We start from the raw sequence: 24226 nt of genomic DNA on the forward strand, positions 1-24226 counted from the left end.
TCTCCTCATGGACGCAAACAGTTTGCGTCCACGAAGAGATATCCCCTAATCACGTTTTTGTTAGCTGGCGAGTTTCCCCGCAAGGCCGTCCTCGATCAACTTGATGCTTTCTTCGACACCATAAAGCGCAATAAAACCACCAAAGCGTGGGCCCTGGCTTGCACCCAAGAGCACCTCATAGAGCGTCTTGAACCAATCCCGCAGAGGCTCGAAACCGTGCTCTTTGCCAACAGCGAAGACCATTGATTGAAGTGCATCCGCGTCCGCACCGCCATCCCACTCGCGCAACCGCGCAGCAAGATCTTCGAGCGCAGCCACTTCTTTGCCCTCCGCCAAACGGTAGGTTTTCGTCGGTTTCACAAAGTCGTTGTAATACCGCACGGCAAACCCTGCGGCCTCATCCATCGCCGGATTGTTTTCCGGTGTCGCTTCTGGCGCGTACCGCTGGATAAAGCCCCACATCTGCTCTTTGTCCTCGGCAGCCGAAACCGACGCGAGGTTCAACAACATTGCAAACGGCACCAGCATATCCGAGCTAGGAACATTGTGCCCATTGATATGGAACACAGGGTTGGCGAGCCGTGCCTTCTCATCCTGATCGCCATACGCGCGCAATTGCTGATGATACTCGTCCACCGCTTTCGGGATCACATCAAAATACAGACGCTTGGCTGATTTTGGCTTCTGATACATGAAATACTGCAACGATTCCGGCGCAGCATAGGTAAGCCACTCCTCCATCGACAGGCCATTCCCTTTGGACTTGGAAATCTTCTGGCCCAACTCGTCGTTGAAAAGCTCATACGTCAGGCTCTCTGGCGGCTTGGCACCCAGCGCGCGGCAAATCTTGGTGGCTTGGGTAACCGAGTCGATCAAATCCTTGCCCGACATTTCATAGTCCACACCCAGCGCGGCCCAGCGCATCGCCCAATCCGGCTTCCACTGCATTTTGACGTTGCCGCCGGTGACGGGCAGTTCGACCTTCTCGCCGTCAGGCTCTTGGTAAACAATTGTTCCCTTGTCGGCATTCACCTCAAGCATCGGAACCTGCAAGACATGACCCGTTTTCGGCGAAATCGGTAGGAACGGAGAATAGGTTGCCTGACGCTCAGCACCCAAAGTCGGAAGCATAATGCCCATGATCTTGTCATAGACGCGACAGGCCTCAAGCAGAGTCTCGTCAAACCGACCAGAGGTGTAATACTCGGTCGAGCTGGCAAACTCATAATCAAAGCCAAAACTATCAAGGAAATCACACAGGCGCGCATTGTTGTGCTGCGCAAAGCCTTCGTGGGTTCCAAACGGATCGCGCACGCGCGTAAGCGGCAGGTTGAGGTCCTGCTTCAACTCTTCCTGCATCGGGACATTGGTCGGCACCTTGCGGAAACCATCCATATCATCCGAGAAGCAAAGGAGCTTAGTCGGAATGTCGCTGATCATCTCGAACGCGCGGCGCACCATGGTTGTGCGCGCAACTTCGCCGAAGGTTCCGATATGCGGCAAACCCGACGGACCGTACCCCGTCTGGAAAAGCACGTATCCCTTCTCGGGGTCCTGTTTTGCATAACGTTTCAATACGCGACGCGCTTCTTCAAAGGGCCAAGCTTTCGAATTCATCGCAGTTTCACGCAGATCAGACATTTCAACACTCGTCTTGTTAATCTGAGGCCCAATGCCCCATCCACCCTGTCTCCTATTGCGCCCCCTTCCCCACGTCAATATTCTAGCTGGGAAAATACATTGATCGGAGTTCATAGATGACAGACTTTGCCCATTCCTGGAGCCCACAAGACGCACTCGTAGCGATGATGATTGCGGTGTCTGCCAGCGACGAGGATATTCGCACAGCCGAGCTTGTGACGATCCAGCGTATCGTGAACCACCTACCCGTTTTTGCGGACTTCGATCAGGACCGTATGGCTGGCATCTCAAAGAACGTCTTGGCGCTCTTTACAGAAGAGGACGGGCTTGATGCGCTCTTTGGCCTGATCCGCGAAAATCTGGACGAAAAGCTCTACGAAACGGCCTATGCGCTGGCCTGCGATGTGGCGGCTTCTGACGGTAAGCTCACCGATCAGGAACTGCGGATTCTTGAAGAAATGCGCTATGAGCTAAATATCGACCGCCTCCACGCTGCCGCCATCGAACGCGGAAGCCGTGCGCGCCACACAACGCTTTAAGGCCTAGTAAACCTTCGCCCAGCGCTGCAACAATTCTTGCTGCATCCGGCGTGATCGTCTTGCCCATGGACGCGCGCCGGGTGGTACTTCGCGATCTTCGCGCGCAATTTTCGCGCGTTCGTCCATATTCGCCGTAAAGATCGCAAAGGCCAAATTCGCACCCGATGCCGTGGTGATATAGCCCGCCAAAGCGCTTACGAAATTCAACGTACCTGTCTTGGCGCGCACTTGGGCAGGGAAATTCTGAATGGCTTCGCCTTTGCTGTTGGTGATTCTGATATCCTTCATCAGTTCGTGCAACGGCCCATTCGGTTTCGCGGCAACAAGTGCCGATACCATTTCACGCGCAGCCACGCGTGACTGATCGCTGAGGCCGGAATGGTCCACAAACTTCGCGTTGGTCATACCCGCATTCTGCGCCGCCCAGCGCGCCATCGCGGCCCCCGATTCAGTGAGGTCCGATGGGCGCCCTTCACGTTTGCGTGTTGTCTCAAGGCCTAGCACCTCAGCGGTGATATTTGTCGAATACTTCAACATGCCACGCACGATATCGCGAACTTCGCTGCTATCGAATTCGGCAACCACATCGCCCTGCGGCGCATCGGTAACTACGCGCTCTTTCTTTAGCTCAATACCATGCGCCCGCGCCATCGTACGGAACACATCCGCAGCATAAAGTTCAGGGCGCCGCACAGGGAGCCACCTGCTCCCGCCATCGCCCAGCGCGCCGCTCGCAACGGTCCAATGCTCGGTATCTTCACCATCTGCGTAGGTATAGATCGGCACGCTGCGTTTCTTGACGACCATCTTGGCCATCTGCACCTCTGGCCGATACTGCCCCGTCCGCGCATCCATCGCCACGGAATAACCCGCATTTGCGCGCTTCCACTCAAAGTGCACGCGATTGAAGTTCAGGTTTAGTCCAGACACCGCCGGGTTGTACCCAACATGATCTGGCTGCCCGTTGTCAATTGCCCGCACATAGGGCAAGACACTGGAATAAACGAGGAATTCTCCATCGACCCCATGCACGCCTGCCGCCTTCAACGTTGATGCAAGGTCCGCAAGCGCATCCGTCGAAAGCGTGGGATCTCCGCCACCAACCAGCACCAGATCGCCCTTGATCCGACCATTCGAGATAGGACCAGTCGCAATCAATTTCGTCTGAAACTGATAGGACATCCCCAGCCCATCAATCGCATATTGCGCCGTCACGGCCTTGGCAACAGACGCAGGCGGCAGCGCCAAGAACGCGTTATATGCCTCGTGAACCTCACCCGTATCTGCGTCGGCAACGACAAACCCGACCTTACCGCTCACCCCTGCATTCGCGACAATCTGCGCATAGGGCTCAGCCGCAATCCTACCGAAGTTAGTTGGCTTTACGGGCGGGAATAGCGAAGTTTCTGGCGCATTCGCAGTCGCCATCGAAGCGCCACCACTCAGCAAACCCGCGAGAATAAATCGTCTTGAATATCGCTTGCTCATAAGCGCATATAACCCGCAGAAATGCCGCATAACAAGCGTTCACAGCGCGTGTGGCCTGTTTCCGCCCGAAGGAAAGTTATGCGTCTCGCCCTTATCCTCATGCTGATCAGCATGTCACTCATCCCTTTGGGCGACACATTCGGCAAGCTTCTCCTTACCGATCACAACGCCACGCCGTTCTACGTTGCGTGGTCGCGGTTTGTGCTAGGGGCGGTCTGTGTTCTACCTTTTCTGAATTCCCGCCACTTTGACGCACGCCTATACCTTGACTGGCGTATCTGGCTGCGCGGAGCGTTACTCACGGGGGGCGTTTCTTCAATCCTCACCGCGCTTGAAACCGAACCCCTGCAAAACGTCATCGGCGCTTTCTTTGTTGGGCCAATCCTGTCGTACTTTCTGGCCGCATTCCTGCTTCGTGAACAAATCACGTGGCCGCGCACACTCCTCTTGCTTGCGGGGTTTGTCGGCATCTTGCTGATCGTCAAACCGGGGTTCGGGATGTCCACCGGGCTTTTGTTCGCGGTGCTTGCGGGCTTGTTTTACGGGTGTTTCCTGACCTCAAGCCGCTGGCTCTCGGACGTCGCGCCACCGCGCGCGCTATTATTTAGCTAACTTGTGATTGCGGCCCTCTTGCTCACGCCGCTCGGCGCACGGAACATCCCCGAGGTTTCTCTCACGGTCGGTGCGCTGACCTTTGGGTCGGCCGTTGCGTCGATGCTTGGAAACCTGCTTCTGGTGTTTGCCTATAAACTTGCGCCCGCAAGCCGCCTCGCGCCGTTCGTTTATTTTCAGATCATCGCCGCAACGATCTATAGTTACACAGTTTTCGGAGCGCTTCCCGATATGGTGTCGGGAATTGGACTGGTCATCCTCGTCACATCGGGCTTTGCGTCACTGGCACTCAAGCGCTAGTCGGCCAGTCCCCGCGCGCGCGCAACCTTGTTGAAGAAATCCGCATCATCGGAAGATTCACAAAACACCACGCGGGTGGCTCCGCGTGCGCAAGCTTCATACGATGTTCTTCGTGCAAACGCGCATAGGCGAACCGCCGCGCCGCAGGACTTCTAAGCGCCCGCAAGCAATCATCAGGCCGCGCCAAAACGCCGATCCGGACGTTTTCCATGATCCATTGCCACTTATCCCAGCGGTGAAAATCCGCCAGATTGTCCGCCCCCATCAACCACGTGAAATCCACACGCGGATAGGCCGCAAACAATGCCTCCAGCGTGGCCGCCGTATACCGCGTGCCGCTGTAAAGTTCAAAATCCGTAATCTTGATACGCGGATGATCCACCAGCGCACGCGACGCCGCCATGCGGCGCTCAATCGACGCAGGGCCCTTGGTCTTGAGCGGATTGCCCGGCGACACAAGCCACCAAACTTCGTCCAAGCCAAACCGCTTCAAAGCGGCGCGTGAAATATGCAAATGGCCAGCGTGGGGCGGATCAAACGATCCGCCCAACAAGCCGATTTTTGCGCCTGGGCGGGCGTAGGGCATATCATACCGCATGGCGCAACTCGCTCCGCTCAATCAGTCAGTCTGCGACGACTTTGCCCAAAGGTTGATATTCGCCTCGCCCGAGAGCCGATCAATCTCGGCCAACTCATCCGCGCTGAACTCAAGGTTCTCAATCGCACCCGCGCAATCCACAACTTGGCTTGCCTTGCTTGCCCCGATCAGCGCCGAGGTAATTCCGCCCCCGCGCAAGACCCATGCAATCGCCATCTGCGCAAGCGTCTGGCCACGACCTTCTGCCATCTCATTGAGTGCGCGAATGCTTGCCAATGTGTTCTCGTTCAGCATTTCCGGCAGAAGCGATTTACCCTGTGTCGCGCGGCTCCCTTCTGGAACGCCCTTGAGGTACTTCTTGGTCAACATACCCTGCGCAAGCGGTGTAAAGGCAATCGAACCAACGCCAAGATCAGAAAGCGTGTCCTTGAGCCCATCGTTTTCCACCCAGCGATTGAACATATTGTAAGACGGCTGATGAATAACGCAGGGCGTGCCCAGATCATTCAAAATGGCAACGGCTTCGCGCGTTTTCTCGGAGTTATAAGAGGAAATCCCCGCATAAAGCGCGCGCCCCGACCGCACAATGTAATCCAGCGCACCCATCGTTTCCTCAAGCGGCGTTTCAGGGTCAAACCGGTGCGAATAGAAGATATCGACGTAATCCAAACCCATACGCTTAAGACTCTGATCGCACGACGCAATTAGATACTTACGGCTGCCCCACTCGCCATAGGGACCATCCCACATCTGGTATCCCGCCTTAGTAGAAATGATCAACTCATCACGATAACCCGCGAAGTCTGTCCGCAAAATCTCGCCAAATGCTGTCTCTGCGGAACCAGGAGGCGGACCATAGTTATTCGCAAGGTCAAAGTGCGTGATGCCAAGATCAAACGCCGCCTGCGTGATCTCGCGTTTAGTTTCATGCGGCGTATCGCCTCCGAAATTGTGCCACAGACCAAGAGATATCGCAGGCAACTTCAGCCCAGAGTTTCCGCATTTACGGTAAGGCATCTTTTCGTAACGATTCTCGGCGGGTCTATAGCTCATGTGATCCTCACTATTATGCGCGCATCTGCACAGGAATTCTGGTTACCAAGCTGCCGCTGCATCAAGGGTATGACTGTACTAGCTTAATTTTCGGTGAATGCAAATTTGGGAAACACTGCCCCGAACAACAAAAAGGGCGGCCCAATTCAATTCGGGCCGCCCAATCCGTAATCTTAGAATGTTTGGTTACACTCGTGCGCGGATTCTGTCGCTTTGAGCGTGCCGTCCAGATTGATCTCAAGTGCGTAGTCTGTTTCCGGGAAGATTGTCATAACATATTGTTTTGCAATATCTTCCAGAAGCTGCGCGCTCGGAGACATAAAGTAGCCACCGGTATAGCCGTTGGACAGATTCCCACGCATGCTTTCGGATTCACCCTTGTAATAATGATCGCCGACGATGATCTGGATTTCTTGAATCTCACCGTCTTTGATATCGGTTTCAGCTTGTGTAAACGCGCCAACGTATCCAAGTGTCTTATCGGCCGTCAGACCCATTTGCACAACGCTTCCCGCTTCGTCGCGGCGCTCTATAAAGCACGAGCCTTTCTCGTTGTCTTTCCAGACTTTCCAACCTTCGACCTCAGCGAACATCTCAAACTGGTTCTGGGCAGATGCGGCAGAAGCGCCAACGGCCAAGATTGTAGCTGCGGCGAGTAATTTCACGTTTCGCATGTCAATTTCCTTCTAAAAAATTAAGTTCCAAAAGCCAACGGAATCAACTGACTCCACAGAACCTTAAAACGCCAATGGTCAACTATCAACGACTAGCTTCAGTCGAAAACAGCTCCCACATCCCTCCGACGCTCTTTTTTATATGCTTCGAGCGGTCCTAATTCCGCGACAGAGATTGCACAAACCGCCGCAACGAATTAAACGGACTCAACCCCAATTTACATTCGGAGAGACCACATGGCCGCATATCAATTTGTCTACTTCATGGACGGAGTCTCCAAAACCTACCCCGGTGGGAAAAAATGCTTTGAAAACATCCGTCTAAACTTCTTGCCCGGCGTGAAAATCGGCGTCGTCGGTACCAACGGATCGGGTAAATCGACCCTGATGCGCATCATGGCGGGGATCGACAAAGAATTCCAAGGTGAAGCTTGGCTCGCCGAAGGCGCGACTGCTGGCTATCTTCCACAGGAACCAGAGCTTGATCCAAGCCTCGATGTGCGCGGCAACGTCATGCTCGGCGTCGCGGATAAAAAGGCGATCCTTGATCGTTACAACGAACTTGCGATGAACTACTCCGAAGAAACCGCCGACGAGATGGCGAAACTTCAGGACGAGATCGACAGCCAGAACCTCTGGGACCTCGACGCCCAGATCGACGTTTCGATGGAAGCCCTCCGCTGCCCTCCTGACGACGCTGATGTCACAACACTTTCCGGTGGTGAGAAGCGCCGCGTCGCGCTCTGCAAGCTTCTCCTCGAAGCCCCCGACATGCTGCTCCTCGACGAGCCAACCAACCACCTCGACGCCGAAACAATCGCATGGCTGCAACAGCACCTGATCGACTACAAAGGCACGATCCTCTGCGTTACCCACGACCGTTATTTCCTTGACGATATCACGGGCTGGATTCTTGAACTCGACCGTGGTCAGGGCATCCCTTACGAAGGCAACTACTCCGCATGGCTCGAACAAAAGGCCAAACGTCTTGAGCGGGAAGCCAAAGAGGACAAATCCAAACAGAAAACCCTTGAGCGCGAACTCGAATGGATGCGCCAGTCACCCAAGGCGCGCCAAGCGAAATCTAAAGCACGTATCAACGCCTACAACGATCTCGCCAACCAATCCGAGCGCGAGAAAGTCGGCCGCGCCCAAATCATCATCCCCAATGGCCCACGCCTTGGGTCCAAGGTGATCGAAGTCCAAGGCCTCAAGAAAGCAATGGGCGATAAGCTTCTGGTCGAAAACCTCGAGTTCTCCCTCCCACCCGGTGGGATCGTGGGCGTCATCGGCCCCAACGGCGCGGGTAAAACCACGCTGTTCCGCATGTTGACCGGCCAAGAGCAACCAGACGAAGGCACTGTTGAATACGGCGACACCGTTCAACTCTCCTACGTTGATCAAAACCGCGACGATCTCGACGACAACGCAACCGTGTTCGAGGCCATCGGCGACGGAGGCGAAATCATCAAACTTGGCGACGCCGAAGTAAACGCCCGCGCCTATTGCTCATCGTTCAACTTCAAAGGCGGCGATCAACAGAAAAAACTCGGAATGCTCTCGGGTGGTGAACGCAACCGCGTCCACATGGCGCGTCTTCTGAAAGAAGGCGGCAACGTCCTCCTCCTCGATGAGCCCACCAACGATTTGGATGTAGAAACCCTCCGCGCCCTAGAAGACGCCCTCGTAGACTTCGCAGGCTGCGCCGTCGTCATCTCCCACGACCGCTTCTTCCTCGACCGCATCTGCACCCACATGCTCGCCTTCGAAGGCGACGCACACGTAGAGTGGTTCGAAGGCAACTTCGAAGACTACGAAGAAGACAAAAAACGCCGTCTAGGCGCGGACGCGCTAGAGCCGACACGGATGAAGCATAAGAAGTTTGTTCGGTAAGTCACCGTGCAAAAGCATCGATTGCAACTAACAATCGCGAACAACATGGCTATTCGTATGCAGCTGGATCATATACTCCAGCTGCTCTTGAGAAGTATATACTACTCTGATCAACATTTTTTAAGAAAGCATACTTCTCAAGTAGCGGTTTGAAATTCGCGCTTCGCTCGGTCAAACCATTAAGATACTGGTCCTCCCCCTTTGAAGTGGTCCGCCCCTATAGTTAGGAATCGGAGGATTGAAAATGGGAATTAAGCGACACAAGCCAGAAGAGATTGTCACGAAGTTGCGGCAGGTTGAGGTGCTTTGCGGTCAAGGCATGCCGCGTGTTGATGCAATCCGGCAAGTGCAGATAACTGAACAGACGTTTTATCGTTGGCGCAAACAATATGGCGGAATGGGAACCGACCAACTGAGGGAACTAAAGCGGCTTCAGAAGGAGAATGATCGACTGCGGCGAGCCGTATCTGATCTGACCCTGGACAAGTTGATCCTGTCGGAAGCCGCACGGGGAAACTTCTGAGCCCCTCGCGCCGCCGCGCCTGCATCGATCACATTCGCAATGAGGTGCGGGTGTCTGAGCGGCGGATCTGTCGTGTTTTGGGGCAGAACCGATCCACCCAGAGGCGGTTGCCTGTTGACCGAAGTGACGAAGAACGGCTGGTTGCTGATATGATCGAACTGGCACGTCAGTATGGCCGGTACGGGTATCGCCGGATTGCGGCTCTGCTCAGGGATGCGGGCTGGCAGGTGAACGACAAGCGGGTTGAACGGTTGTGGCGGCGTGAGGGGCTCAAAGTACCCATGAAACAACCCAAGAAGGGGCGGCTCTGGCTAAATGATGGCTCATGTGTCCGGCTGCGGCCAGAGTATCGCAACCACGTCTGGTCGTATGACTTCGTTCATCATCGAACTGATGACGGGAAAGCGTTCCGGACCCTGAACATCTTGGACGAATACAGCCGGGAATGCCTGGCGATCCGGGTGAAGCGGAAGTTGAACTCGACAGAAGTCATCGACGCACTCACGGATCTGTTCATCTTGCGCGGCGTTCCGGCCTACATCAGGTCGGACAACGGCCCGGAGTTCATAGCTCGGGCTGTTCGAGACTGGATTGAGGCGGTTGGAGCCAAAACGGCTTACATTGAGCCTGGCTCGCCGTGGGAGAATGGGTATTGCGAAAGTTTCAATGCCCGGTTCCGCGACGAGTTGCTGAACGGGGAGAGCTTTTACACTCTACGCGAAGCACAGATTATCATCGAAAGCTGGAGGAAACACTACAATACCAAACGACCACACAGTGCTCTGGGCTACCGCCCGCCGGCTCCGGAAACCATCGTCCCGATGGAACTAAGGCCGATCATGCACTAACATTCAAACTGGACTACTTAGGTGGGGCTGATCAATACAATAGCATAACCTCATCATCAGTTAGTTGAGCGCGGATAAGGTTAGTGTAGAGGCGCTTATTAGTAATACTCGATGAATCAACGAGCTTTACTAGGTTAGATAATGTTCGGAAATAATGGCCAAGTACTGAGTTTTGCGTTTCATATAGTTTTTCATATGCAGCCTCTGAACTTATCGCCGTGTCATTAGACAGTGTCCCATCTACATCGTATAACATTGAACTTAAGACACCTTTTCCTGTGTACTTCTCCCTTGTCGCACCTTCTCGAATCTCAATTTTCTCCACTAAGCCAACAAAAACATTGAAAAAGTTGAAAAACGAACCCTCGAACTGCTGTACATTTAGATGCACAATTTGTTGTTCGGCCAATTCTTGTTGTTTTCTGACCATCGACTTAGAAATCTGCAGTTCTGTGTTGAGCAGACCGACTTCGTGATGCTGAAGTCTAATCGCATAGACTACCCCAACAAAAGCTAATCCAGTAAACACTGAGTTTGCAGCCCCGAACATATCGCCGAAGGTGCCTCGATTGGCTAGCGGGTGAACAAAGTACCAGTTCAAGCCAATAACAGCGATAACTAGGACGGCAAAAATCAACGCGAGCCATATACTTGGAGTGTCGGCTTTCTCCTTGTTTTCTAACGTAGTATCCATTCACGATTTCCCCTTGTGATCCAACCTAACCTAAGTATTGGAAATTAATACGACATTCTGCTAATTGCCATGTCACTTCCAGTTAGAATTAGGTTCAATGAAACTAACCGCATGCCAAATGCCTAAAAACCTCAAATCGCCTTCCCATCCTCATCCCGATCCTCGCGGGCCTCGATCACTTTGCTCATGCGCAGCTCCGCAAACAATGCCAGCACATCGTTAATTATTCGTTGATAGCCCGCCCCATACGCGCGGTAGTACTTCAGCACGGGCTCCTCCAATAAAAGCGTCACCCGCGCATTGCGAGGCGTGAACCCGAAGGCCTCCGAAATCTCCTCCCACTCCTCGGGGATAAACTCGGCCCTAAGCTCTGCGGCCCGCACCTCCGTGTTTATCCGCGCGAGCGTATTTTTGGCCATTCGCAGGTGGCGATGCTGCTCCTTGGTCACCCGCCGATCAGAGGCTGGAGCGATTTTATGGCGGGTCATTTGATTGTGTTGGGTTGGCATCGCGGCCTCCTGAGAATGTGAACGCGCCTTCAATCATTCCCGATATCCGTTAACTTTTCCCGACTCCGCCGCACGCATATTTCACGCATACGCAAAACATATGAAAATCATATGCCAATCACATTGCCCATTTCGCCGCCTCGCGCACCGTTAATAGTGCGCCCAAGAAATAGGCAACGCCGCCCGCAATCGCCGCTTTTCGCGCCATCCGTGTGCGGAGGATTTCTTCAAACCGCTTCGGCTCTGTCCGATCAAATCGCTTGGCCCTAGACGGTAAAAATGGCCGACAAACTCCGCATCACCGTCCTAGAGCCTGACCCAGAACGTGCCCGCATGATCGTAGATGGTCTTTGTGACGCTGATGATTATGCCATCACTGTTTTGGGGGACGAAACGGCGCTTAATCAGCGTCTAAAGGAGTTAAATCCGGATGTGGTTCTCGTCGATATCGCCAACCCAAGCCGCGATACGCTCGAGAGCCTCTCGGTCGCTTCTGGCGCAAATTCACGGCCCGTGGCGATGTTCGTTGATCGCTCTGATCCAGAGATGACCAAGGCCGCAATTGACGCAGGGCTTTCGGCTTATGTTGTTGATGGGCTTACGAAAAACAGGATTAAGCCCGTGATTGATGCGGCGATTGCACGCTTTCATATGGTGTCGCAAATCCGCAATGAACGCGACGCCGCCAAGGCCGCCCTCGCCGACCGCAAAACCATTGATCGCGCCAAAGGGTTATTGATTGCCGCCAAGGGGATTTCCGAAGACGAAGCCTATTCCCTTCTGCGCACCACTGCAATGAACCAAGGTCGCAAAACGGCCGATGTCGCCAACGCATTAATCATGGCAAGCGAGATGCTCAAATGACGCCCCTTAGCCTTGGATTTGTCCCGCTTGTGGACTCCGCCCCCCTTATTATCGCGCATGAATTGGGCTTTGCCGAAGCCAATTCGATTTCGCTTAATCTAGTGAAACATCCAAGCTGGTCTGCCCTGCGCGATATGCTGGCGCTTGGGCATTTAGATGCGGCGCAGATGCTCTCTCCTGCGCCGATTGCCAGTTCTCTGAACCTTGGGAATTTGCCTTTAAAAATTGACGTTCTGATGGTCCTTTCGGTCAATGGGAACAACATCGGCGTCGCCCCCAGGATTGCCGCAAAGATGCGTGCGAGCGGTTGGAACGGAGACTTCCAGACACCACGCGAAACCGGACAGCACCTCATTAAAGTAGCGGGCGAGAACCTGCGCGTCGGGGTGCCATTCCCCTTCGCGATGCATATGGAGCTTCTTCATCATTGGCTGAGCGCGCTCGGACTGCATCCGCAGGGACTGGATATCAAGATCGTCCCCCCTCCGCGGATGCCCGATGCGATTGAGAGCGGCGAGATCGACGCGTTCTGCGTGGGCGAACCATGGGGATCACTCGGGGTTGAGAAGCAAGTTGCGGAGCTTATCCTGCCCTGCTCCGCGATTTGGAGCTTTGCGCCCGAGAAAGTGCTAGCCGCCCCTTACGACTGGATTGAGGAAAACCCACAAAAGGCCCGCAATCTCACTCGCGCGACCTATCAAGCGGCACGTTGGCTGGACGATCCATCCAACCGGATGATGGCCGCCACCTTGCTCGCGCGTCCTGATTATCTGAACCTTCCCGAACATATCATCGACCGCGCTCTCTCGCGCCGGATTGTTCCCGCGACCCATGCGAACCCGATTGATGTACCCAATTTCCAGAAGTTCCACGGAGCAGCCGCAAACTTCCCGTGGCGTAGTCAGGCGGCCTGGATCGCGCGGCGCCTTGCTATACGCCATAACATCGATCAAGCCCACGCGCTTGAGGTCGCTCGCGCGTGTTTCCGCACGGACCTCTATCGCCAAAACCTGTCTGGAATCGGGGTGGATATGCCCTTTGCTTCAGAAAAACTGGAGGGGTCTTTGAGCCTTCCAACATCGGTTGCCTCCATCCGCGGAGAGATGATTCTGGGGCCAGATGCCTTTTTCGATGGCGAAATCTTCGACCTTAGCGCGTAATTCTGCACATTTATTATGCAGTCGCAGAATTAGCCCCAGAAACTCAATCCGATAGGGCCGCAAGACTCGCTGCAATGCGGCAGAGGTCCTAAATTCAACTCAACGCTAGGCAACGATGCCCAGCCAGATACACCCGCAAATCGGGTGATATGAGCAAAGCCGCTCGATTCCAAGGCAGGTCCTCCCCCGCCAGAAGAATCGCGCGGCTTTTTCATTTTCTGCCCCTTTGTCCGAACATCCGGGGCGCAACAGAAGAGGAAAGATACATGAGATACGCAATAAGCATGGCCGTGGCGACGAGCTTTGCATTCGCGGCACCTTCATATGCCGAGATGTTGGATGTTGAAAAAGACGAGCTGACACTGGGCTTTATCAAGCTCACTGATATGGCTCCTTTGGCGATCGCATACGAGATGGGATACTTTGAGGACGAGGGCCTCTATGTAACGCTCGAACCGCAAGCGAACTGGAAGGTTCTGCTGGACCGCGTCATCGACGGCCAACTTGACGGTGCGCATATGCTTGCGGGCCAGCCGATTGCCGCAACAATCGGTTACGGCACAGAGGCGCATATCATTACGCCCTTCTCGATGGACCTGAACGGTAACGGCATTACGGTTTCCAACGAAGTTTGGGAACAAATGCTCCCCCACATCACCAAAGACGATGCAGGAAAGCCGGTTCACCCAATCTCTGCTGCGGCGCTCAAGCCAGTGGTTGATGATTATGCCAATCAGGGCTTGCCGTTCAATATGGGCATGGTCTTCCCAGTTTCGACACATAACTATGAGCTTCGCTATTGGTTGGCCGCTGGCGGCATCGAGCCAGGCTACTACACCCCCGAAGACGTATCAGGGCAACTTGCAGCAGATGTGCTGCTATCCGTGACGCCTCCTCCTCAAATGCCGGCTACGCTCGAAGCGGGTACGATCCTTGGGTATTGCGTGGGCGAGCCATGGAACCAAGCTGCGGTGTTTAAAGGCATCGGTGTTCCGGTCGTTACAGACTACGAAATCTGGAAGAACAACCCCGAGAAAGTCTTTGGTATCACTGCTGAATTTGCAGAAGAGAACCCGAACACAACGCTTGCTCTGACCAAAGCACTGATCCGCGCGGCGATGTGGCTTGATGCCAACGAAAACGGCAACCGCCCCGAAGCGGTCGAGATCCTGTCGCGTTCCGAATATGTCGGCGCGGATTACGATGTGATCGCGGCGTCGATGACAGGTACGTTCGAGTATGAAAAAGGCGACGTGCGCGAGGTTCCGGACTTCAACGTATTCTTCCGCTACTTCGCGACTTATCCTTATTACTCAGACGCTGTTTGGTACCTCACACAGATGCGCCGCTGGGGGCAGATCCCAGAAGGCCAGTCCGACGAGTGGTATGACGAAACTGCTAAAAACGTATACAAGCCAGAGATTTACCTCGAAGCGGCCAAGCTCCTTGTTGAAGACGGGCTCGCCTCCGAAGCGGACTTCCCTTGGGATACCGACGGATACCGCGCACCAACACCAGAGACCGATATCATCGACGGCGTTGTTTACGATGGCCGCACACCCAACGCCTACATCGACAGCCTGACCATTGGTCTTAAGGGGTCGCAAACCGTACAGGACGATATCGTCACAAACTAATCAACTTGCCTCGCCTCCCTCACTTCGGGGGCGGGGCTTCCTGCATTCACTAGCCGCCAAATTGGAGAAGGTCAGATGACCACAGTCGATCCCGAATTCGCCGCAAACCTTGACAAGGAAGCAAAACGAGCACGCCTTTTCACTCGCATCAACAAAGCGGATGCATGGTTCAAAGTGCTGGGTCTTGCTTGGATGACCCCTATTCTCAAGGCGCTAGCGGGCGACAACCCGCGCGCACAGATGAGCCAAATCTGGCTGCTCCTCGGGGTGCCTATCCTTTCGATTTGCCTGTTTCTCGCTGCTTGGGGGGCGCTTGCTCCTAAGGTCGTGACATCACTCGGCGCGGTTCCGGGACCTTCGCAAGTATGGGAGCAAGTCGGCGTACTCCATGCCGATCATATTCGTGAGCGCGAGAAAGAAGCTTCATTCTATGAGCGCCAAGACACGCGCAACGCCAAGCTGATCGCAGACGGTCAAGAAGATAAAGTCAAAGAGCGCGCCTATACTGGCAAGCCGACTTACTATGACCAAATCTGGACCTCGATCCAAACCGTATTCTTTGGCTTCCTGATCGCTACCGTTGTGGCCGTACCGCTCGGTATTGCTGCGGGTCTCTCCCCCGTTGTGAACGCAGCGATCAACCCTCTTATCCAGATTTTCAAACCGGTTTCACCGCTCGCATGGCTTCCGATCGTGACGATGGTTGTTTCCGCGGTTTATGCCACAAACGACGGGCTGTTCACCAAATCCTTCCTGAACTCGGCGATCACCGTAACGCTTTGCTCGCTTTGGCCCACGTTGATAAACACAAGCCTTGGTGTCGCAAGCATCGACAAAGATCTGATCTCGGTGAGCAAGGTTCTGAAGCTCTCGACCTTCACCAAAATTACGAAACTCGTACTCCCCTCTGCACTTCCGCTCATCTTTACGGGTCTGCGTCTTTCGCTCGGTGTGGGCTGGATGGTTCTTATCGCGGCGGAAATGCTTGCGCAGAACCCCGGTCTTGGGAAGTTCGTTTGGGATGAGTTCCAGAATGGCTCCTCGCAGTCCCTCGCCAAGATCATGGTTGCGGTCTTTACCATCGGTATCATCGGCTTCTTGCTCGATCGCCTGATGTTCACGATCCAATCCCTCTTTACCTTCTCAGCAAACCGGTGATCGACATGGCAGTTGTAGAATTCAAAGACGTCCACGTTGGATTTGGTACAGGAACTGAACGGGTTGAGGTTTTGCATGATATCAACCTTGACGTAAAGGAGGGCGAGTTCCTCGCTATCCTCGGCTTTTCCGGCACCGGCAAGTCCACTTTGATGAACCTCATCGCGGGGCTGAATACGCCAGACAAAGGCGAAGTCCTGTTCAAGGGCGCCCCGATTACTGGCCCAGGCCCAGAGCGCGGTTTGGTATTCCAAAGCTATTCCCTCATGCCTTGGCTGACAGTTGCGGGGAATGTGGCTCTCGCGGTTGATGCTGTGTTCAAGGACAATTCCAAGGACGAGCGCGCCGAGATTGTGAACAAATACATCGCAATGGTCGGCCTCTCCCACGCCAAGGATCGCCGCCCCGCCGAGCTTTCGGGTGGTATGCGCCAGCGCGTTTCGGTTGCGCGGGCATTGGCGATGAACCCAGAGGTTTTGTTGCTGGACGAGCCGCTTTCTGCGCTCGATGCCCTTACGCGCGCTAATCTCGCGGATGAGATCCTTGATATCTGGAGCGCGGATCGCAAAACGGTTGTTCTCATTACGAACGATGTGGATGAAGCCATCATCATGGCAGACCGCATTATCGCGCTAAATCCTGATGGAACGCTCTCGGAACCGTTCGTTGTAAACATCCCGCGCCCGCGTGATCGCATCGAGATGAACGACAGCTCAGCGTTCAAGACACTCCGCGGCGAGATCACCCAGTACCTCATGGACGTTGGAATTTCGAGCCGCGTCGAAGAGAGCCGCAAACTCCCCGATGTCACCCCAATCCACGGTGTTCCCGCAGCGGTCGCCAAGGCCCAAGAAGGGCTCATCGACGAGCGGTTCCTTGATTTCTCGCAGCTTCACAAGGTCTATCCAACACCCAAAGGCCCGCTAACGGTTGTTGAGGATTTCAACCTCAAGGTGGATCGGGGCGAGTTCATTTCGCTGATTGGTCACTCTGGATGCGGCAAATCCACGGTCCTAACAATGGCGGCGGGGCTAAATGATATTTCCAAGGGCGGTATCCGTCTTGATGGTCGCCACGTTCAGGGCGCCGATCCAGAGCGCGCCGTTGTGTTCCAATCCCCCAACTTGTTTCCGTGGCTGACCGCCAAGGAGAATGTTTCGATTGGTGTGGACAAGGTCTATCCCAAGGCGTCCATGGCCGAGCGTCAGGACGTTGTTGAATATTATCTTGAGCGTGTCGGCCTCGCGGACTCGATGGATAAGATGGCTGACTCCATGTCCAACGGTATGAAACAACGCGTCGGTATTGCGCGCGCCTTCGCGCTCTCGCCCAAGCTTCTCTTGTTGGATGAGCCCTTCGGAATGCTCGACAGCCTTACCCGCTGGGAGCTGCAAGAGGTTCTCATGGAAGTCTGGTCCCGCACCAAGGTAACCGCCATTTGCGTTACCCACGATGTGGACGAGGCCATTTTGCTTGCGGATCGTGTGGTGATGATGACCAACGGCCCCCAAGCAACCATCGGCAAGATCGTAGACGTCGACCTACCCCGTCCGCGCACGCGCAAGGCGCTCTTGGCGCATGCTGATTACTATAAGTACCGCGCCGAAGTTCTGGATTTCCTCGAGGAATACGAACACGGCAAAGACCCCAAGAAACAGAAAGAGGAGGCAGCCTAATGGCCCAGAAACTCGTCATTATCGGTGCGGGTATGGCATCGGGGCGCGCTCTGGAAGAGCTTATCAAGCTCGATCCGGACGCCTATGAAGTCACCCTTTTTAACGCAGAGCCACGCGGCAACTATGACCGCATCATGCTCTCTCCTGTTCTATCGGGTGACAAAGCGTTTGAAGACATTATCATTCACACTTCCGAGTGGTACGAAGAAAACGGCGTTACCTGCCGCTTTGGTGAAAAGGTCGCCAAGGTAGATCGTGACCGCAAGGTGGTGTTTGCCGAGAACGGCGATGAGGTTCCATACGACAAGCTGATGTTCGGCACGGGGTCCAACCCTTTCATCATCCCGCTTCCTGGACATGACCTTGAGGGCGTGATTGCCTATCGCGATCTTGAAGACACAAACCGCATGATCGCGCTCGGGGAGAAAGAAAACCCCAAAGCCGTCGTGATTGGTGGAGGTCTTCTTGGACTAGAAGCCGCAGCAGGGCTGGCGCTTCGCGGGGTCGATGTGACGGTCGTGCATATCATGGGTCACCTGATGGAACGCCAGCTTGACGAAGCCGCAGGATACCTCTTGCGCAAGGCGCTCATCGAGAAGGGCATCACGGTACTTTGCTCCGCGAACTCCAAAGAGATCGTCGGTGAAGATGGCCATGTAAAGGCGCTTATGCTGGATGATGGCACCGAACTCCCTTGTGACCTCTTGGTGATGGCGGTGGGCATTCGTCCGAATGTCGCTCTTGCTGCTGACGCGGGCTTGATGGTCGGCAAAGGTATTCATGTCGACGACCAGATGATCACATCGGATTCGGATATCTGTGCTGTCGGCGAGTGCGTAGAGCATAAAGGCGCTATCTTTGGCCTTGTGGCGCCACTCTACGACCAAGCGAAGGTTCTTGCGCGCACGCTTGTGGGCGAGCACGCCGAGTTTGTTCAAAAGGAAATCTCAACCAAGCTCAAAGTGACGGGCTGTGACCTCTTCTCGGCAGGTGATTTTGCCGAAGGTGAGGATCGCGAGGATATCGTTTTCCGCGATCCATCCCGTGGTGTCTATAAGCGCCTCGTTCTCAAGGATGACGCAATCATCGGCGCTGTGATGTATGGCGATACCGCCGATAGCTCTTGGTTCTTTGGCAAGATCAAATCGGGCGAAAACATCAGCGAGATACGCGACACGTTGATCTTTGGGCCTGCCTTTCAGGGAGGTGCCCCCCTGGACCCTATGGCGGCCGTTGCAGCCTTACCAGATGATGCAGAAATCTGTGGCTGTAACGGCATTTCCAAAGGCGACATTGTTGCCGCAATAAAAGATGGCGCGAACGACCTCGGGGCCGTTCGTGCAGTAACCAAGGCTTCGGGTTCTTGTGGAACCTGCACGGGTTTGGTGGAACAGGTGCTGGGCGTGACGCTCGGCGATGATTTCGTCATTCCAGCGGCGCAGGGAATGTGCGGATGCACCGATCTCTCGCATGAAGATGTGCGGCGCATGATTAAATCGCAAGAGCTGAAGTCCATGGCGGCCGTTATGCAGGAATGCGGATGGAAAACATCCTGTGGCTGCCACTCTTGCCGCCCTGCGCTAAACTTTTACCTGCTGGCCGATTGGCCACTTGAATATCAGGACGACCCGCAGAGCCGCTTCGTCAACGAACGCAACCACGCCAACATCCAGAAAGACGGCACCTATTCCGTTGTCCCGCGTATGTGGGGCGGGATCACAACGCCGGACGAGTTGCGCGCGATTGCCGATGCCGCGGACAAATACAACGTTCCGACCGTCAAGGTCACAGGCGGCCAACGCATTGACCTGCTTGGCGTCAAAAAAGAAGACCTGCCCGCCATGTGGTATGACCTGAACCAAGCGGGGATGGTTTCAGGGCATGCGTATTCCAAAGGGTTGCGCACAGTAAAAACATGCGTCGGCAAGGATCACTGTCGCTTTGGCACACAGGATTCGACTGGCCTCGGGATCAAGCTGGAAAAACTCCTCTGGGGCTCGTGGACACCGCATAAAGTCAAACTTGGCGTATCCGGCTGTCCGCGCAATTGCGCCGAAGCGACCTGTAAGGACATCGGCATCGTCTGTGTCGACTCTGGCTATGAAGTTTCGGTTGGCGGAGCGGCAGGTATGGACGTTCGGGAAACCGAATTGCTTGCCAAAGTTGCAACCGAAGAAGAGGCCATCGCCCTAACGACCGCGTTCATGCAGATATACCGTGAGAACGCAAAGTACCTTGATCGCGCCTATAAATGGGTTGCGAAAGTTGGTCTGGACTGGGTCAAGGAACAAGTCGTGGACGATCTCGATCAACGCGCCGCGCTGGTTGAACGTTTTGAGCTGTCTCAAACGATCTACCGCAAAGACCCGTGGGCCGAGCAAGCAACCCCAGAGTACCGTCAGAAAAAATGGCAGCCGTTGGCTGACCTTAGCTTGGAGGCCGCAGAATGAGTGACTGGATCGATATTGGTGCCCTTGATGACATTCCCCAACGCGGCGCGCGGCTAGTAAAAACGAGCCTTGGGTGCGTCGCCGTTTTCCGCACTGCGGAGGACGAAGTGTTCGCGATGGACGATACTTGCCCCCACAAAAAAGGCCCACTCAGCGAAGGGATCGTGCATGGGAGCTCCGTGACCTGCCCCCTTCATAACTGGGTGTTTGACATGAATACGGGCGAAGCGCAGGGCGCAGACGAAGGACAGGTTGCGACCTATAGCGTGCAGGTTCAGGAAGGCCGGATCATGCTGGATGTGGCGCGCCTGACCGCGCAGAGTGCCGCATGACCTGCACGACTTGCCCCTACTGCGGCGTGGGATGTGGGATTGTTGTCGGGCCTGATAACAGCATTCAAGGCGACAAGAACCACCCAGCCAACTTTGGCCGTTTGTGCTCCAAAGGCTCGGCACTCGGCGAGACCCTCGATCTCGAGGGTCGTCTTCTCGCACCGCAGATCGGCAAACGTGAGGCAAGCTGGAACGAAGCTCTCGATCTGGTCGCGGGCAAGTTTCGCGCTGCAATCGACGAACATGGTCCTGACAGCGTCGCGTTTTATGTTTCAGGTCAATTACTTACTGAGGACTATTACGTCGCCAACAAGCTGATGAAAGGATACATCGGCAGCGCCAACATCGACACCAACTCGCGCCTTTGCATGGCGAGTTCCGTAGCGGGGCACAAACGGGCCTTCGGCACCGACACCGTCCCCGGAAACTACGAGGATATCGAACAAGCAGACTTGGTCGTGCTGGTCGGAAGTAACTTGGCATGGTGCCATCCGATCCTTTACCAGCGCCTCGCTGCAGCCAAGGCCGAACGTCCGAATATGAATGTGGTCAATATCGACCCTCGCCGCACGGCGACTTCGGATTTGGCAGATATGCATCTGGCGATTGCGCCCGATATGGATGCGGCACTGTTCAATAAACTGCTCGTCGCACTTCACGACAAAGGCAAGGTGAACGGCAGCTATGTCGAGCAGCATATCACGGGTTTTGAAGATGCCCTTAATGCGGCGCGTACTGATATGGATTGCGGGCTAAGCGACAAAGATATCGCTGCTTTCGTCGCGCTTTGGGCCGAGACCGAGAAGGTCGTCACGATCTACTCACAAGGTGTGAACCAATCCGCCGTCGGCACGGACAAGGTGAACGCCATCCTGAACTGTCACCTCGCCACGGGCCGCATCGGCCGCGCAGGCATGGGACCGTTTAGCGTTACAGGTCAGCCCAACGCCATGGGCGGCAGAGAGGTCGGCGGACTGGCGAATATGCTGGCGAACCACCTAGATCTTGAGAACCCCAATCACCGCAATGCAATTCAATCAGCGTGGCAATCACCCGTGATCGCAGACCGCGCGGGCCTCAAGGCCGTTGACTTGTTCAAAGCCTGCGCAGAGGGCAAGATCAAGGCACTCTGGGTGATGTCCACCAACCCCGCCGTCTCAATGCCAAACGCTTCTGAGGTTTCGCAAGCGATTGAAAATGTGCCGTTTACCGTCGTTTCCGATATTATGGCGCGTACCGACACAGGTGATCTAGCGGATGTGTTGCTCCCCGCCACGGGGTGGGGTGAAAAATCCGGCACGGTCACCAATTCCGAGCGCCGCATAAGTCGCCAACGCGCGTTTCTCCCCGCTGCGGGCATGGCGCGTCCTGATTGGAAAATTATCTGTGATGTGGCAACGCGGATGGGATACGAGGACGGATTTGCCTTTACCTCTCCAGCTGAGGTTTTCGACGAATACGCGCGACTGTCGCTGCATACGGCACAGTTTGGGCGGGACTTCGATATCTCTGGCCTCGCGGGGATGAGTGCCGAGCAATACGACGCTTTGGAACCTGTTCAGTGGCCCGTGAAAAAGGACGGAACAACCACCGAGCGCTTCTTTGCAGAGGGGGAGTTCTATCGCCCCGACGGCAAGGCAAAAATGCTGGCTGTCACACCGCCGCGCAACATCCCGCAGCCGAACTTCCTGCGGCTAAATTCGGGTCGTGTGCGTGATCAGTGGCACACAATGACACGAACAGGGAAAACCGCGCGGCTGGGCCAACATATCGCCGAACCATTCGCCGAGATTCATCCGATCGACGCCAAAAATATAGGCGTGAAAGATGCCGAGCTCCTGCGGCTTTCGGGGGAAAACGGGCGGGCGTTGCTTCGGGTTCTCATCTCTGACCGCGCCCAAGTCGGAAGCGTTTTCGCGCCAATGCACTGGACGGCGCAATTCGCCGCAAACGGGCGCGTGAATTTTGCGGGTAATTCGGTGACAGATCCCGTATCTGGCCAACCCGCTCTAAAGGGCGCGGTGGTGTCGGCCACACGTTATGATGCGGAATGGTACGCTTTTGCTGCCGCTGATGGAGACATCACAAGCGGTCGCCCCTATGTCGCAAAAATGCGCAGCGACACTGGCTGGCGCGCCGAAATCGCGGGCGTCAAATCCCCCGATTGTTGGGAGCAAGAAGCCCGCGCAACGCTTGGGCTAACAAGCGGTGATGCGCTGATATTCGAAGACAAAAGACGCGGCACAATCCGTATCGCCATTATCGAGAACGGTGTACTGCGTGGTGCGTTCTTTGCGGCAAAATCTCCGGTTTCGGTTGCACGCGGGTTTGTCACATCGCTCATCGGGACACAGGACGCACAGCACGTGCTTGCGGGGGTTCCCGGCGCCGATCAACCTGATCCGGGCGCAACTGTCTGTGCCTGTATGAGTGTAGGAAAAAACACCCTGCGCGCTGCAATTGCCGAAGGCGCCCTAACCGTTGAGGCACTTGGCGAATGCACGGGAGCGGGCACAAGCTGTGGGTCTTGCAAGCCCGAACTTCAGGCATTACTGAGGGATATACCCTCATTGAAAGTGGCCGCCGAATGACAAAACTTGCCCCCTATGTCCGAATACTTGGGCGGGGGCCTGGTCGGTCTCGATCGCTCACGCAGGAAGAAGCATTCGAGGCGTTTACACTTATCCTAAGCCAAGATTGCGCCCCTGAGGCCGTCGGCGCGCTTCTTATGTTGATGCGTTTTCGCGGTGAAAATGCCGATGAGATTGCGGGCTTTGTTAAGGCCTTGCGCGCACGCGTTTCGGGCTGGGATACTGTTTCGGCATCGCTTGATTGGCCGACCTATGCGGCGGGGCGAACACGTGGGCTGCCCTATTTTCTCTTGTCTGCAAAATTGGTCTCGCAAACGGGCGCATCTGTGTTGCTGCATGGCTGGAACTCGCACCAAAATCCGCTGGCATCTGTGCGCACTCAACTTGATCCGCTCCAAATCGAAACGGTGACAACGGCAAGCGCGGCAAAGGCTGCGATTGAACAGGGGCGAGTAGCCTATGCGCCACTCGAAGATTTGGCGCCAGAGGCATTCAGGGTTCTAAAATTGCGCGATGTTTTGGGGCTTCGCTCGGCGGTAAACACAACTCTGCGGGTTTTTAACCCAACGGGTGCGACGGCCTCTGTTCAGGGAGTATTCCACCCGACCTACCGAGAGTTGCAGGCGGATGCCGGAAAAATTCTCGGCCTAACCTCTCTCTCGGTGATCAAAGGCGGCGGCGGCGAATTTGAGCGACATCCGTCCAAGGTGGTCCAAGCATTTGGTCTGCGGGAAAATTCGGCATGGGAAGGGAGCGCCCCTGCCCTTATGAACGAAACACGCCGCCTCGCAGCAGAGGAACCCCGCCCCGAAGACCTCGCCGCACTCTGGAAGGGCGAAATATCTGACCCATTCGCGGAAGCCATCGTAACGGGCACCGCGGCGCTGGCATTGTTGACCTTGGGCAAAGCACCTACTATCGAGGCTGCCGATACTCTTGCGCAGGAGCTTTGGCACTCTCGTGTGGTCTCGGAATAGGAGATAGCG

At 55.2% G+C, this 24226-nt stretch carries 21 protein-coding genes; 14 read left to right on the forward strand and 7 right to left on the reverse strand.

What is annotated here, in order from left to right; all coding sequences use genetic code 11:
* Positions 1-60 precede the first annotated feature (60 nt).
* Positions 61-1641, reverse strand: a complete 1581-nt coding sequence (locus ACFE33_RS12020; protein ID WP_380053730.1) for a lysine--tRNA ligase — start codon at positions 1639-1641, stop codon at positions 61-63.
* A 116-nt stretch (positions 1642-1757) separates the two neighbouring features.
* On the opposite strand from ACFE33_RS12020, the gene ACFE33_RS12025 reads away from it, so the two are divergent.
* Positions 1758-2180: a tellurite resistance TerB family protein gene (locus tag ACFE33_RS12025; protein WP_380053733.1), complete on the forward strand. Its 423-nt coding sequence runs from the start codon at positions 1758-1760 to the stop codon at positions 2178-2180.
* A gap of 3 nt (positions 2181-2183) precedes the next feature.
* On the opposite strand, the gene dacB is transcribed toward ACFE33_RS12025, so the two are convergent.
* On the reverse strand, positions 2184-3608 hold the full coding sequence (gene dacB, locus ACFE33_RS12030) for a D-alanyl-D-alanine carboxypeptidase/D-alanyl-D-alanine-endopeptidase (protein WP_380053735.1): 1425 nt from the start codon (positions 3606-3608) through the stop codon (positions 2184-2186).
* Between the two features lie 138 nt (positions 3609-3746).
* On the opposite strand from dacB, the gene ACFE33_RS12035 reads away from it, so the two are divergent.
* Both ACFE33_RS12035 and ACFE33_RS12040 read left to right on the forward strand, forming a co-directional pair.
* A complete protein-coding gene (locus ACFE33_RS12035) occupies positions 3747-4280 on the forward strand; it encodes an EamA family transporter (RefSeq protein ID WP_380053737.1) in 534 nt (177 codons plus the stop codon).
* A 3-nt stretch (positions 4281-4283) separates the two neighbouring features.
* Entirely contained in the window at positions 4284-4580 is a 297-nt protein-coding gene (locus tag ACFE33_RS12040; protein ID WP_380053739.1) for a hypothetical protein, read from the forward strand.
* Here ACFE33_RS12040 and ACFE33_RS12045 read toward each other — a convergent pair.
* The 3 genes from ACFE33_RS12045 to ACFE33_RS12055 form a co-directional block, all read right to left on the reverse strand.
* On the reverse strand, positions 4570-5178 hold the full coding sequence (locus ACFE33_RS12045; RefSeq protein WP_380053741.1) for a nicotinate-nucleotide adenylyltransferase: 609 nt from the start codon (positions 5176-5178) through the stop codon (positions 4570-4572). The two genes, ACFE33_RS12040 and ACFE33_RS12045, sit on opposite strands and share 11 nt — an antisense overlap.
* Positions 5179-5199: 21 nt before the next feature.
* Positions 5200-6231: an L-glyceraldehyde 3-phosphate reductase gene (gene mgrA / locus ACFE33_RS12050; protein WP_380053744.1), complete on the reverse strand. Its 1032-nt coding sequence runs from the start codon at positions 6229-6231 to the stop codon at positions 5200-5202.
* A 173-nt stretch (positions 6232-6404) separates the two neighbouring features.
* Positions 6405-6905, reverse strand: coding sequence for a hypothetical protein (locus ACFE33_RS12055; RefSeq protein ID WP_380053747.1), 501 nt, complete (start codon positions 6903-6905; stop codon positions 6405-6407).
* A 237-nt stretch (positions 6906-7142) separates the two neighbouring features.
* Here ACFE33_RS12055 and ettA point away from each other — a divergent pair, with 237 nt between their 5' ends.
* Together ettA and ACFE33_RS12065 are read left to right on the forward strand one after the other, a co-directional pair.
* A complete protein-coding gene (ettA, locus tag ACFE33_RS12060; protein WP_380053750.1) occupies positions 7143-8798 on the forward strand; it encodes an energy-dependent translational throttle protein EttA in 1656 nt (551 codons plus the stop codon).
* A 244-nt stretch (positions 8799-9042) separates the two neighbouring features.
* Positions 9043-10169 (forward strand): IS3 family transposase gene (locus tag ACFE33_RS12065; protein WP_380052470.1). Its coding sequence is split into 2 segments (ribosomal slippage): positions 9043-9307 and positions 9307-10169, totalling 1128 coding nucleotides; the frame shifts between segments, so codons are not numbered across the junction.
* 31 nt (positions 10170-10200) lie between these two features.
* Here ACFE33_RS12065 and ACFE33_RS12070 read toward each other — a convergent pair.
* Positions 10201-10863 (reverse strand): putative phage abortive infection protein, encoded by a 663-nt coding sequence (locus ACFE33_RS12070; RefSeq protein ID WP_380053753.1) that lies wholly within the window; start codon positions 10861-10863, stop codon positions 10201-10203.
* 131 nt (positions 10864-10994) lie between these two features.
* On the reverse strand, positions 10995-11372 hold the full coding sequence (locus tag ACFE33_RS12075) for a BrnA antitoxin family protein (RefSeq protein ID WP_380053756.1): 378 nt from the start codon (positions 11370-11372) through the stop codon (positions 10995-10997).
* A gap of 279 nt (positions 11373-11651) precedes the next feature.
* Between ACFE33_RS12075 and ACFE33_RS12080 the strand changes: the two genes are divergently transcribed.
* The 9 genes from ACFE33_RS12080 (at position 11652) to ACFE33_RS12120 (ending at position 24217) form a co-directional block, all read left to right on the forward strand.
* Positions 11652-12236, forward strand: a complete 585-nt coding sequence (locus ACFE33_RS12080; RefSeq protein ID WP_380053758.1) for an ANTAR domain-containing response regulator — start codon at positions 11652-11654, stop codon at positions 12234-12236.
* Complete coding sequence (locus tag ACFE33_RS12085) at positions 12233-13396, forward strand: CmpA/NrtA family ABC transporter substrate-binding protein (protein ID WP_380053761.1); 1164 nt, start codon at positions 12233-12235, stop codon at positions 13394-13396. Before ACFE33_RS12080 ends, ACFE33_RS12085 begins: the two co-directional genes overlap by 4 nt.
* 266 nt (positions 13397-13662) lie before the next feature.
* On the forward strand, positions 13663-15033 hold the full coding sequence (locus ACFE33_RS12090; RefSeq protein ID WP_380053764.1) for a CmpA/NrtA family ABC transporter substrate-binding protein: 1371 nt from the start codon (positions 13663-13665) through the stop codon (positions 15031-15033).
* 75 nt (positions 15034-15108) lie between these two features.
* Positions 15109-16191 carry an ABC transporter permease gene (locus ACFE33_RS12095; RefSeq protein ID WP_380053766.1) on the forward strand — a complete coding sequence of 361 codons (1083 nt, stop codon included), beginning with the start codon at positions 15109-15111 and terminating at the stop codon, positions 16189-16191.
* 5 nt (positions 16192-16196) lie between these two features.
* Complete coding sequence (locus ACFE33_RS12100) at positions 16197-17867, forward strand: ABC transporter ATP-binding protein (protein WP_380053769.1); 1671 nt, start codon at positions 16197-16199, stop codon at positions 17865-17867.
* Positions 17867-20317: a nitrite reductase large subunit NirB gene (nirB, locus tag ACFE33_RS12105; RefSeq protein ID WP_380053771.1), complete on the forward strand. Its 2451-nt coding sequence runs from the start codon at positions 17867-17869 to the stop codon at positions 20315-20317. Before ACFE33_RS12100 ends, nirB begins: the two co-directional genes overlap by 1 nt.
* Positions 20314-20649 (forward strand): nitrite reductase small subunit NirD, encoded by a 336-nt coding sequence (nirD, locus tag ACFE33_RS12110; RefSeq protein ID WP_380053774.1) that lies wholly within the window; start codon positions 20314-20316, stop codon positions 20647-20649. Before nirB ends, nirD begins: the two co-directional genes overlap by 4 nt.
* The gene (locus ACFE33_RS12115) at positions 20646-23240 is read left to right on the forward strand and encodes a molybdopterin-dependent oxidoreductase (RefSeq protein ID WP_380053777.1); all 2595 of its coding nucleotides are present in this window, start codon (positions 20646-20648) and stop codon (positions 23238-23240) included. The genes nirD and ACFE33_RS12115 overlap by 4 nt, the downstream gene beginning before the upstream one ends.
* On the forward strand, positions 23237-24217 hold the full coding sequence (locus ACFE33_RS12120; protein WP_380053780.1) for a glycosyl transferase family protein: 981 nt from the start codon (positions 23237-23239) through the stop codon (positions 24215-24217). Before ACFE33_RS12115 ends, ACFE33_RS12120 begins: the two co-directional genes overlap by 4 nt.
* The last annotated feature ends 9 nt before the right edge of the window (positions 24218-24226 follow it).

The sequence above is a fragment of the Falsihalocynthiibacter sp. SS001 genome (assembly GCF_042445055.1).
GTDB lineage: Bacteria > Pseudomonadota > Alphaproteobacteria > Rhodobacterales > Rhodobacteraceae > Falsihalocynthiibacter.

What these genes read in the sequence shown, in the direction of transcription:
- ettA (WP_380053750.1), top strand. Translation starts at nt 7,143, where the DNA reads ATGGCCGCATATCAATTTGTCTACTTCATGGACGGAGTCTCCAAAACC.
- ACFE33_RS12090 (WP_380053764.1), top strand. Translation starts at nt 13,663, where the DNA reads ATGAGATACGCAATAAGCATGGCCGTGGCGACGAGCTTTGCATTCGCG.
- ACFE33_RS12100 (WP_380053769.1), top strand. Translation starts at nt 16,197, where the DNA reads ATGGCAGTTGTAGAATTCAAAGACGTCCACGTTGGATTTGGTACAGGA.
- ACFE33_RS12115 (WP_380053777.1), top strand. Translation starts at nt 20,646, where the DNA reads ATGACCTGCACGACTTGCCCCTACTGCGGCGTGGGATGTGGGATTGTT.
- ACFE33_RS12055 (WP_380053747.1), bottom strand. Translation starts at nt 6,905, where the DNA reads ATGCGAAACGTGAAATTACTCGCCGCAGCTACAATCTTGGCCGTTGGC.
- ACFE33_RS12080 (WP_380053758.1), top strand. Translation starts at nt 11,652, where the DNA reads ATGGCCGACAAACTCCGCATCACCGTCCTAGAGCCTGACCCAGAACGT.
- ACFE33_RS12035 (WP_380053737.1), top strand. Translation starts at nt 3,747, where the DNA reads ATGCGTCTCGCCCTTATCCTCATGCTGATCAGCATGTCACTCATCCCT.
- ACFE33_RS12020 (WP_380053730.1), bottom strand. Translation starts at nt 1,641, where the DNA reads ATGTCTGATCTGCGTGAAACTGCGATGAATTCGAAAGCTTGGCCCTTT.
- ACFE33_RS12075 (WP_380053756.1), bottom strand. Translation starts at nt 11,372, where the DNA reads ATGCCAACCCAACACAATCAAATGACCCGCCATAAAATCGCTCCAGCC.
- ACFE33_RS12120 (WP_380053780.1), top strand. Translation starts at nt 23,237, where the DNA reads ATGACAAAACTTGCCCCCTATGTCCGAATACTTGGGCGGGGGCCTGGT.
- ACFE33_RS12085 (WP_380053761.1), top strand. Translation starts at nt 12,233, where the DNA reads ATGACGCCCCTTAGCCTTGGATTTGTCCCGCTTGTGGACTCCGCCCCC.
- ACFE33_RS12070 (WP_380053753.1), bottom strand. Translation starts at nt 10,863, where the DNA reads ATGGATACTACGTTAGAAAACAAGGAGAAAGCCGACACTCCAAGTATA.
- mgrA (WP_380053744.1), bottom strand. Translation starts at nt 6,231, where the DNA reads ATGAGCTATAGACCCGCCGAGAATCGTTACGAAAAGATGCCTTACCGT.
- ACFE33_RS12095 (WP_380053766.1), top strand. Translation starts at nt 15,109, where the DNA reads ATGACCACAGTCGATCCCGAATTCGCCGCAAACCTTGACAAGGAAGCA.
- nirB (WP_380053771.1), top strand. Translation starts at nt 17,867, where the DNA reads ATGGCCCAGAAACTCGTCATTATCGGTGCGGGTATGGCATCGGGGCGC.
- dacB (WP_380053735.1), bottom strand. Translation starts at nt 3,608, where the DNA reads ATGGCGACTGCGAATGCGCCAGAAACTTCGCTATTCCCGCCCGTAAAG.
- nirD (WP_380053774.1), top strand. Translation starts at nt 20,314, where the DNA reads ATGAGTGACTGGATCGATATTGGTGCCCTTGATGACATTCCCCAACGC.
- ACFE33_RS12045 (WP_380053741.1), bottom strand. Translation starts at nt 5,178, where the DNA reads ATGCGGTATGATATGCCCTACGCCCGCCCAGGCGCAAAAATCGGCTTG.
- ACFE33_RS12025 (WP_380053733.1), top strand. Translation starts at nt 1,758, where the DNA reads ATGACAGACTTTGCCCATTCCTGGAGCCCACAAGACGCACTCGTAGCG.